The organism is Limnohabitans sp. (genome assembly GCF_044373035.1).
In the GTDB taxonomy this organism is placed as follows: domain Bacteria; phylum Pseudomonadota; class Gammaproteobacteria; order Burkholderiales; family Burkholderiaceae_C; genus Limnohabitans_A.
This window is the reverse complement of sequence record NZ_JBILQU010000099.1, coordinates 1-10,132: the sequence shown is the minus strand read 5'-3', so window position 1 is coordinate 10,132 and position 10,132 is coordinate 1. Positions and strand designations below refer to the sequence as shown.

Sequence of the window (10,132 nt, the reverse complement as noted above, 5' to 3'; positions counted from 1 at the left end):
GCGCAACGATGGCCAGCGCCTGGTGGATGCAGGCATCACCAGCGCCGAAGAGCTGCTGCGCGTCACGCGGGACTGATGCCGCATGCTGCACCCCTGTTCTCCTGTCATCCGCACTGTGCTGAAGGTCCCCATGACAGCCGACGTGGTCTGTGCACCTGCCATTGCCCACAGAGGTGGGCTCCTACAAAAAGGCAAACCGCTGCCCCTGAGGAGTCCACCCCTGTGGACGATGGGCGCTTGCCTTGGGCTGGTTTGGGTCGTCGTCAGCAGCAACGTGGCCCAAGCTCAAACGACCGAGACCACGCCTGCGACCCCGCTCGAACAGACCCCAGCAGCCGCCGACCCCCAGCCGCCAGAAGCGCGCGCCCGCGATGCCCCTGCACACCCCTGGCGCTACACCCTGGGTTTGAAACTCAAAACCCGGGAATTGTCCGATGGCCACACCGAGCTGGCGCTGCGCCCGGTCCTGGGCGTGCGCTACGGGCGGTGGCGGTTGGGCCATGCCACGGGCGACGAATGGTTGGCCTTCAGCGGTTACCGCAAAGAGTCCAACCTGGCCTACCAACTGCGCGACGATGAACGCCTGCAAGTGGCGCTGTCCCTGCGCGTCCAGAACCTGCAGGACAACAGCAGCTTTGACGGTTTTTCTTCAGGCAAGAACACCTTGCGCGCCCGTGTGAGCGCGAACTACCAACTGAGCAAACGCTGGTCGGTAGGCACCGATGTGACGCAAGACCTGATGGACCGGGGCGACGGCACCACCTTGTCGCTGGGTGCCTCGTATGGCCTGCCGCTGAGCGAGCGCAGCGCGCTCAGCCTGAGCGGCGGCGTCGAATGGGCCACAGCCGACCACTGGGCCACTCAGCTGCGCCTGCTGCCCCCTCCACCTGGAGGCTGGCACTCTGGCTTGGGCTCGGTGGGTCTGGGCATGAGTTACCGTTATGCCTTCACGCCGCAATGGGCCTGGTTTGGCACGGTGGGCAGCTCGCGCCACCTGGGCCAAGTCAATGCCGTCAGCCCCAGCATCTTGAGCTGGAGTGGCCAGATCGGCGTCCTTTATTTCAGCCGCTGACACCTCAAATATGCCCGCCTACCGTTTTGAAGCCCTGCAAGCCGATGGCGCCCTGCGCAAAGGCACGCTCGAAGCCGACAGCCTGAAAACCGCCCGCACCCAGTTGCGCACTCAGCAGCTCGTGCCCCTGCTGGTGGAGGCCATCGCCTCGGGCTCGGCCAGCGCCCTGCCCTGGTGGCAGCGACCCATTGGCAGAGGTCGCGCCTTCAGCACCAGCGAACGCGCCGTGTGGACGCGCCAGCTCGCCGGCCTGGTGGGCAGCGGCTTACCGGTCGAACGCGCCTTGGCCGCTTTGAGCGAAGAGGTCGAAAAAGAGAAGCAGCAGCTGCTGCTGGCCGCCATCCGCGCCGACATCAACTCGGGCAGCACGCTGGGCAGGGCGCTGGCGCAATTTCCACAAGAGTTTCCGGCCATCGACCGCGCCGTGATCGCGGCAGGCGAGCAAAGCGGCCACTTGTCGGATGTGCTCAACCAGCTGGCCAATGACCTGGAAGATCAGCAAGTGTTGCGCGCCAAACTGCTGTCGGCCTCGCTGTACCCGGCCATCGTCAGCCTGGTGGCGCTGGCCATTGTGATTTTTCTGGTCACCTCGGTGGTGCCGCAAGTGGCCGGGGTTTTTGCGGGCACCAAACGGCAATTGCCGGGCCTGACCGTGGCCATGCTGGCCATCAGCGACTTTGTGCGCAACTGGGGCTGGTTTGTGCTGTGGTTATTGGCGGGCGGCGTGCTGGCTTTTCGGTTGGCCATGCGCCAAGCGGCTTTGCGCATGCGTTTTGACGCGGCTTGGCTGCGCCTGCCCCTGATTGGCCGATTGGCGCGGGGCTACAACAGCGCCCGCTTTGCCTCCACGTTGGCCATGCTCACGGCCGCTGGCGTGCCCATCCTCAAAGCGCTGCAGGCGGCGGCCGACACCTTGTCCAACCAAGCCCTGCGGGCCGACGCCCTCGAAGCCCTGGTGCGTGTGCGCGAAGGCGCACCGCTGGGCACCGCGCTGGCGCAAAACGCCCGCTTTCCGGGCCTGCTGTCCATGTTTGCGCGGCTGGGCGAACAAACCGGCCAACTGCCGGTGATGCTGCAACGTGCGGCGCAGCAAATGTCGGGCGAAGTGCAGCGCCGCGCCTTGGCCTTGGCCACCGTGCTGGAGCCCTTGCTGATCGTCGCCATGGGGGGCATGGTCATGCTGATCGTGCTGGCCGTGTTGATGCCCATCATGCAGCTGAACCAATTTATCAAGTGAGCCGCATACCCATGGCCCTCACATTGTCCAAAGGAGCCCTCGATGCCCGCATCCCTTGAAGGCCAGTTGGTGGTGGCGATTTCGTCTCGCGCCTTGTTCGACTTCGAAGAAGAAAACAAGGTGTTCGAGCAAGGCGACGACCGGGCTTACATGAAGCTGCAACTCGAGCGCCTGGAAGCGCCCGCCAAACCCGGCGTGGCCTTTTCTTTGGTGCGCAAGCTGTTGGCTTTCAACGACGCCGATGCACAACGCGTCGAAGTTGTCATCCTCTCGCGCAACGACCCGGTCTCGGGCATGCGGGTTTTTCGCTCGGCGCAGCATTACGGCCTGCCCATCCAGCGCGGCAGCTTCACACGCGGGCAGCCACCGTGGCGCTACCTGCGGCCGCTCAATGCCAACCTGTTTTTGTCCACCCATTTGTCCGATGTGCGCGCCGCGCTCAATGCCGGTGTTCCAGCCGCGCAGGTCTACCCGCACTCGGCGCTCGCGTCAGAGGCGCACCCGCACGAGGTGCGCATCGCTTTTGACGGCGATGCCGTGCTGTTTTCCGACGAAGCCGAGCGCGTGTTTCAAGCACAAGGCCTGTCGGCATTTCAGAAACACGAAAGCGACAGGGCAGGGCAACCCCTGTTGGCCGGGCCTTTCAAGCCCCTGCTGCAAGCGCTGCAACAGTTACAGCAAGCAGGCACACCGGCCATGCGCATCCGCACCGCACTGGTCACGGCCCGCAGCGCCCCGGCGCATGAGCGCGCCATCCGCACCCTGATGGACTGGAACATCGAAGTCGACGAAGCCATGTTCTTGGGGGGGTTGCCCAAGGGTGAGTTTCTGCGCGAATTCGAGCCCGACTTTTTCTTCGACGACCAAACCGGCCACATCGAATCGGCCGCGCGCCATGTGCCCTCGGGGCATGTGGCCTCGGGGGTCTCCAATCCGACGTGATCAGCGCTTTTTGTCCTGGTAAGGCGTGACCGCCTTGGCGTCGATGCGGTAACTGGCCACACCCATGTGCGAGTCGGTCTTGGTGGCACTCAAGGGGCCGGACACCCAGACCACGTCCATGAGGCGCAGGTTTTTAACAGGTTTGTCCAAGAGCACATGCACGATCTGGTTGGCCGGGGGCGGTGGCGAATGCACGCAAGCGCCGAAGTAAGGCACCAGCAAAAACTCCTTGATGCCAGCGGCCAGATCTTCCAGTGGCACCACATAGCCCGGCAGGCGCACGCCCTGACCGAGGATCAGGGGGTTGATGGGCGCGTTGTCCCACATTTGGCGCATTTTTTTCAGCGCCTCTTCGGCCTTGGGATCGTTGTCCTTGAGCGAGTCCAGGTTCAGTGCCCTGAGGTCTTTGTAAGGGTCCCAGCCCGCCGGAATCAGCTGCTCCCAGCCAATGGTGCGCATGGCACCCGGCACGTTGGCACCGGGCGGTGGGGCGTCAGCCGACAAGGCGGGCTGGACCTGGGGCACGGTCTCGCGAACGGTCTCGCGAACGCTCTGCGCCTGGGCACCCCAGACCCACAACGCAGGCAGCAGCACGCCCACCGACCAACACCTTGCACCTTGTTTCATCCCACACTTCCATTCCCGATGTCATTTCAGCCTATTTTGCAGCAAGCGCCAGAGCGGCCAGCCCACACATCACACGCGTGGCGACAAGCCATCGGCCAAGGACAATCGGTAGGCTCGCCATGCGGGCCCGAGGCTGGCCAGCAATCCGGCCAGCAAGACCGCGCCTGCCAAAGCCAGCTGCGAAGGCAAGGGGGCGGCCAGTTGCAAACGGATGCCCAGCGACTGCTGCAGCCAGGGCGTGGCCAGCGCCATGCCCGCGTGGGCCAACAGCACACCCAACACGACCCCGGCGCAGGTGACCCACAGCCCTTCGAGCGTGAGCAAGCCCAGCACATGGCGCGGTGCAGCCCCCACGGCGCGCAGCACCGCCAGTTCGCGGCGGCGCTCGTTCAGGCCCGCCAGCACCACCGCCACGAGCGAGACCACACTCACCAAGGCCACCAGGGCCGAGACCGCCAGCAAGGTGTTTTCACCCAGGCCCAGCACCGACCACAACTCCCCCAGCGCCACGCCGGGCATGACGCCCATCAGCGCTTCTTCTTCGTAAAAATTCACAAACCGCTGCACATTGAAGACGGCCGCCCGGCTTTTCAGCCCCACCAACGCGGCCGTGACTTCTTCAGGCTGCAAATTGAATTTGCGCGCCTGATCAGCCGGAATGTGTCCGCCCGGCATGGGGATGCCCGCCACCCAGCCCAGGTGCAGGGCTTCGAGTGCCTGCAGGCTCACATGCACCGTGCGGTCCACCGGGGTGCCCGTGGGGGCCAGAATGCCAACCACCTTAAAGGGTTTGTCGGCGTGTTCATCGGCTTGCTCGCCTTTGTGGTCATGGTCATGGTCTGGCATGCCGTGGCCCAAGGTGATGATTTGGCCCAAGCCATAGCCCATCTTGCGCGCCACCTCGGCCCCGATCACCGCTTCATACAAACCATCGAGCGTGTCGGCAAACACCGCGCCCTGCCTTAAGGCCAGCGGTTGTTTGTCGCCATAAGCAAAGTGCTGAAAGTAAGCGGGTGTGGTGCCCAGCACCGGAAAGCCCCGATGCGAGTCGCCCAGACTCAAAGGTACGACCCAGGACACCGAGCGGTGCTGCTTGAGCTTTTGCACGCTGTCCATGCTCATGCTTTGCGGCACGCTGCCGATGTGGAACACCGAAAACAGCATCAACTGCACCGGGCTGCTGCGCGCGCCCACGATCAAATCGACGCCGCTGACCGATTGCGAAAAACTGTGGCGAATGTCGTGGCGCAAACGCTCCAAAGTCCACAGCAAGGCGGTGGCCAGCGCCAGCGACACCACCACCCAGACCAAGGTGCTGCGCCGGTTCCAGGCACTTTGCCGGGCGATGTTCAGCAGCTTGTTCATGCGTTCACCCCCGCTTGTTGCAAGGCGGGCAAGGACCATTGCACATCAAAGCGCACCGCCTGCTGTTCGTCGTGGCTCACGCACACCAAGGTGCTGCCCGCGTCGCGCGCAGCCTGCAGCAGCAAGTCCATGAAGTCCTGACGCAAAGCTGCATCGAGTGCCGAGGTGGGCTCGTCGGCCAGGATCAATTCGGGCTGGCCCATCAGGGCACGGGCAGCGGCCACGCGCTGCTGCTGGCCCACCGACAAGGTGTCGGCCCGGCGGCTCCACAGGGCCTCGGGCAAACCCATGCGCTGCAACCAGCTTTGGGCCGCGGCCTCGGGGCCACCGGCGGCTTGGCAGCGCTCGCGGCGCAAGGTCGAAAAGCGGCAAGGCAGGGTCACGTTGTCCAGCACGCTCAGGTAGGGCAGCAAATTGAACTGCTGAAACATCACGCCCACATGGTCGGCCCGAAAGGCGTCGCGCTGGCCGGCCTTCAACGCGGCCCAGTCTTGCCCCAGCAAAGACACACGCCCTTGGCGGGGCGACAACACCCCCGCCAGCAGACCGAGCAAAGTGCTTTTGCCGCAGCCGCTGGGTCCGTGCAAAAAAACGGTTTGGCCACGGTCCACCTGCAGGTGGCCCAGCAGCAGTGTGTCAGGCCCGCCCCGGGTCCAGGCAAAGCGCAATGGCTCGATGTCGATCACACAGTTCTCCCTGTTGAGCGGGGCAATATACCCCGTCAATCGGGCTCAGCGGGTTTTCTCCGGCCTTCTCTGCGGGCAATCCAGACGGTGGCACCCAAGATGACCAGGGCCCCAGCCCAAGTCCACTGGCTGGGCACATCGCCAAACACCAGCCAGCCCAGAATCGAGGCCCAGACCAGGTCCAGAAAGCGCAACGACTGGGTGGCCGAAATGTCGGCCAGCGCAAAGGCCCGCGTCAGGCAATAGTGGGCCAGCGTGCCCAACACGCCCGTAGCGGCAAACCCCAGCCACTGCATCAGGTTGGGCGCTTGCCAGTTGGGCAGCGCCATCGGCAAGCTCAAGATCGAGACCGTCAGGGCTTGCCAAAGCACAATCACGCCCGCTTTTTCGTAGCGGGTCAAGGCTTTGGTGATGAGGAAGGACGCCGCAAACACCGGCGACGAAGCCAACATGATCAGGTTGAACCACCCCCCCTCTCCCGACATGTTGGGCAAGACCACCACCAGCACGCCCGCAAAACCGATGATGGCTGCGATCCAGCGGTCCCGGCGCATCGGCTCGCCCAAAAACCAGGCCGCGCCGATCATGATGAAAATCGGACCGGTAAAGCCAATCGCGGTGATGTCGGCCAGCGGAATCTTGGGCAAGGCCGTGAACCACAACACCAACCCGAGCGTGTGCACCCCGCCCCGCCAGAACTGGCCCACCATGTTCACCGGCCTATAAGCCCGCCAGCCATCGCGCCAAACCCAGGGCAAGATGAACAAGAGGCCAAACAAGTAACGCAAGAACTGCGATTGGTAAACGTCCAGTTGCAGCGTCAGCTCACGGGCGATGGTGTTGAGGAAAGAAAACAGCAGCCCACCCACCACCATCCAGACCATGCCCTGCACGGCCGCTGGCCAGGCGTCAAAGGCCCGCCTGCTGCGGAGCTGCGCAAGCGACCACTGGCGGGATGGGGACCAAGGCTTGCGCGGCTTCATGCCGCTGCGCTTTTGAAAGGGTGAATCACCCGGTCATCTTAGGGGCAATGCGCACCCTCGCCGGTCGCTTGCGTTACCAGCACAGACCCCCTCGCCAATTCGGGCCAATTCAGGTCGGCGGCAGGGGTGGCAAGGACCTGGCTGCCGGATTGGCAGCCGGAGCGGGCGCAGTGGCTGGCGCCGCCGCAGGGGGTGGCAGCGGTGCCGCTGGGGTCGCCTGGGGTGGTGCCGCAGGAACCACTGCTGCGGGTGCCGCGGGTGCCGATTGCGCTGCTGGAGCCGCAGAAGGGGGCGCGGAACCCGGCGCCACAGGCGCTGTAGGACTGGCGGTTTTGGGCGTTTCTTGCGGCTTGGCATCGGGCGCAGGCACGCCCCTGATCTTGTCGATCTGCTTGAAGACCCAATTTTTCTCTTGCGCAGCCTGCGCTTTTTCTTCGGCAATTTGCACCTTCAAGGCAGCAATCTTGTCTTCCAGCGCACGCTGCTCTGCCGCCTTGGCCTCTTGAGCTTGTTGCTCGGCCTTGCGCCGGGCGTCTTTGATGGCCTGAAGTTTGGCTGCCTCTTCAGCGGCCTCGCGGGACACGCGGTCTATTTCCTGCTGGATGCGCGAGGTCCTGACCGATGCGATCTCACGCACGCCGGAACTCCAGGGCAAATTCTGCAATTGCATTTGAATGGCGGCTTCGCGCGAAATCGTCTGCACCTTGCCGTTCACGCTGGCCGAAAAGAAGCCTTCACAACGGGTTTTGACGCCCGCCACGGTGCAGGTATGGCTTTGCGGGCTTTGCGTGCCCCAGGCTTTGGGCCGCGCCAAAAACGCCTCGCATTGGGCAAAAGCCCGGTCAATTCTGGCGTCCTCACCGCTGGGCTGCGGGTCATGGAAGTCAAACCATTCGGGCCGCACCCGGTCCAACTCGAACGCGGTTCGCACGCAATCGGCCTTGGCAGGCGTCAATTGCGCCTGCATGCCGGCCCACACAGCCCGGGTCAAGGCGTTGCTGCTGACCACCTTGAAGCGGGTTTCGCCTTGCGTGGGGCAGCCATTGACCACCTGGTCATTGATGCGACGGGCCTGGCCTTGCCAACGCACCGTGACAAACTCCTCACCCAGCGGCGTGAGGGCCATGGCCGTGTCAAAAAACGGGGCTTGCACCACACGCTCCACATCGGCCTGGCCGGGCACGCTGATGCGCAAATTGCAGCGGGTCTCGCCATTGTTCACGCGGGCAGAAACCGGCACGGTTTGGGTCTGTCCGGCCTGCAGCACGTACTGGCCCGCCCATGCCCCAGGCGCAGCAAACAACCACAGCAACCCCGCCCAGCCAACACATGTTCTCATCGCGCGCCCGTCCACAGAAAAAAGACATTCCACGGACTGTATCGGCCGCAAAGCGCCCAACTTGATAGCGCAGCGCACAGGCATGAAAGGGCGGCATGGGCACGGGAGCAGGCCCGGCGCAGGTGCAGCAGCCGATCAGCGGCCGGTAAAGACCGGCGTGCGGCGCTGGGCAAAGGCCGCCCGGCCTTCGGCAAAGTCGGCACTTTGGCTGGCGCGCTGTGCGCGCTCGCGCATGCGGGACACGTCCCCCAGACCAGCCTCAATTTCCCGAATCGATTGCTTGGTGTCTTGCAAGGCCAGGGGGGCCAGCGCCAAAAGGTCACGCACCAAGGCCTGCTGCGTGGCTGCCCAGTCGTCAGCGCTGACCAGGGCCTCGAACAGGCCCAAGGCATCGAGTTGCCGGTCGGTAAAAGGTCGGGCCGTCAAAAAAGCCCTTTGGGTGGCGGCCAGGCCAAAACGGCTGACATAACGCTGCAAGCCGCTGGGGTAATAGTGCAAACCCAACGCGGTGGCTGGCATGCGCCACTCGATGCCTTGCAAGCCGATGCGCAGGTCGCAAGCCAACACCACATCGGTCGCGCCGCCGTACACGCTGCCGTTCAGCCCGCAAATGGTCACCGGACGCATGGCAGCCAGGGCATCGGGAATTTCTTCAAACAGGGGCGCGCCATGCCCGGACTCGTCAAAGCCGCCGATGTCGTAGCCGGCGCAAAAAACAGGCCGGGGCTGCCCCGCCGTGTTGGCCGTCAGCACCATCACGCGCACCTCGGGGTCTCGGTTCACGGCGTCAAAGTGCGCCAACAAGGCCGTGAGGTCGGCATTTTCCAGCCGGTTGCGCTGGGCTGGCCGGTTCAGGGTGATGGTGGCCACACCACTCTCGATGTGCAAAACGGGAACAGAAGCGGATGTGAGAACTGGTGACATGAGGGCAATCGAAAAAAAAGGGTGTCCGAAGACACCCTGATTGTAGGCAACCGCCCCTGTTTCAGGGCCGGCTCATGAAGTCAACGCTCAAGCCTTGGCTTTGGCCTTGGTCATGGCGGCCTTGACCGAAGCTTCGGCTTGGGCCGTGGCGGCCTTCATGCTGGTTTCGGCGCTGTGAGCGGCTTGCTTGGCCACTTTTTTCAGGGTCTCGGCAGCGGTTTGGCTGGCTTCGAAGGCGGTCTTGATCACGGCCACGGCGGCGTCAGAACCGGCCGGGGCGTTCTTCAGGCTGTTTTCGACCAGGCTTTTGACGGCTTGCTCGGACTCGGCCATTTTGCTTTCGACGGCCTGGCTGAACTGGGCACCAGTGCTGTTGGCGATGTCAGCGATGTGACGGCCGTAAGAGACCGACTTTTCGAAGGCAGGCTGCACCAGCGCGGCTTGCACAGCCATCAGGTCTTGAGGCGACTTGGCGGCCATCAGGGCTTGCATGTTGGCGAAAGACTCGCCCACAGCGGCTTTGCCAGCGGCCATGTTCAGCTCGACCAAGCGCTCGAAACTGGCGAAAGCCGATTGCGACAGGTCAGCAACTGCGTTCATGTTGGCTTGTTGGGTGGCGGTGAATTGTTCAGCGTTGAAGTTCATGGTTTTTTCCTTTGGGAAGTTTTGTTGCACTGCAGCAATTGGAACAGCATGGGGTGGCCATGGCAAGGGGAAACCCGAACTTTAGAGTCCGCTCTCCAATTGGTGCGCTGGCGTGCGCAGCCACGCTGATGCCCATCGATCCAGGGGCGAGGCAAGGTTTTTGAGCGGCCCCTGCGCCGGGCTCACTACACTTGACGGTTCGGCCAATCTGGCCCCCTCACCTTGTATGTATGGAATTCATCAGCCTGCTCTTCATTTTGGCCATGGGCATCCACTGGCTCAACACCCAGGGACAGCGCAAACGCACCGCCT

At 63.7% G+C, this 10,132-nt stretch carries 10 protein-coding genes; 3 read left to right on the top strand and 7 right to left on the bottom strand.

Annotated elements, in window-relative coordinates:
* Window positions 1–130 precede the first annotated feature (130 nt).
* Genes ACIQ47_RS12770 through ACIQ47_RS12760 form a run of 3 tightly spaced genes read left to right on the top strand, consistent with a single transcriptional unit; the run spans window position 131 to window position 3,251 of the window.
* Window positions 131–1,072 carry a MipA/OmpV family protein gene (locus ACIQ47_RS12770; protein WP_396438475.1) on the top strand — a complete coding sequence of 314 codons (942 nt, stop codon included), beginning with the start codon at window positions 131–133 and terminating at the stop codon, window positions 1,070–1,072.
* 10 nt (window positions 1,073–1,082) lie between these two features.
* Window positions 1,083–2,309: a type II secretion system inner membrane protein GspF gene (gspF, locus tag ACIQ47_RS12765; protein ID WP_396438474.1), complete on the top strand. Its 1,227-nt coding sequence runs from the start codon at window positions 1,083–1,085 to the stop codon at window positions 2,307–2,309.
* Between the two features lie 42 nt (window positions 2,310–2,351).
* On the top strand, window positions 2,352–3,251 hold the full coding sequence (locus ACIQ47_RS12760) for a 5'-nucleotidase (RefSeq protein WP_396438473.1): 900 nt from the start codon (window positions 2,352–2,354) through the stop codon (window positions 3,249–3,251).
* Here the strand turns inward: ACIQ47_RS12760 and ACIQ47_RS12755 are convergent, their stop codons facing one another.
* The 7 genes from ACIQ47_RS12755 to ACIQ47_RS12725 all read right to left on the bottom strand — a co-directional run bounded on the left by ACIQ47_RS12755 (window position 3,252) and on the right by ACIQ47_RS12725 (window position 9,820).
* Window positions 3,252–3,878, bottom strand: a complete 627-nt coding sequence (locus ACIQ47_RS12755; RefSeq protein WP_396438472.1) for a DUF3299 domain-containing protein — start codon at window positions 3,876–3,878, stop codon at window positions 3,252–3,254.
* A gap of 69 nt (window positions 3,879–3,947) precedes the next feature.
* The gene (locus ACIQ47_RS12750) at window positions 3,948–5,243 is read right to left on the bottom strand and encodes an ABC transporter permease (RefSeq protein ID WP_396438471.1); all 1,296 of its coding nucleotides are present in this window, start codon (window positions 5,241–5,243) and stop codon (window positions 3,948–3,950) included.
* Entirely contained in the window at window positions 5,240–5,929 is a 690-nt protein-coding gene (locus ACIQ47_RS12745; protein ID WP_396438470.1) for an ABC transporter ATP-binding protein, read from the bottom strand. Before ACIQ47_RS12745 ends, ACIQ47_RS12750 begins: the two co-directional genes overlap by 4 nt.
* 35 nt (window positions 5,930–5,964) lie before the next feature.
* A complete protein-coding gene (locus ACIQ47_RS12740; RefSeq protein ID WP_396438469.1) occupies window positions 5,965–6,912 on the bottom strand; it encodes a DMT family transporter in 948 nt (315 codons plus the stop codon).
* Window positions 6,913–7,021: 109 nt separating this feature from the next.
* Window positions 7,022–8,251, bottom strand: a complete 1,230-nt coding sequence (locus tag ACIQ47_RS12735) for a hypothetical protein (protein ID WP_396438468.1) — start codon at window positions 8,249–8,251, stop codon at window positions 7,022–7,024.
* 135 nt (window positions 8,252–8,386) lie between these two features.
* Window positions 8,387–9,175, bottom strand: a complete 789-nt coding sequence (locus ACIQ47_RS12730; RefSeq protein WP_396438467.1) for an enoyl-CoA hydratase/isomerase family protein — start codon at window positions 9,173–9,175, stop codon at window positions 8,387–8,389.
* Between the two features lie 87 nt (window positions 9,176–9,262).
* Window positions 9,263–9,820 carry a phasin family protein gene (locus ACIQ47_RS12725; protein ID WP_396438466.1) on the bottom strand — a complete coding sequence of 186 codons (558 nt, stop codon included), beginning with the start codon at window positions 9,818–9,820 and terminating at the stop codon, window positions 9,263–9,265.
* Window positions 9,821–10,132 lie beyond the last annotated feature (312 nt).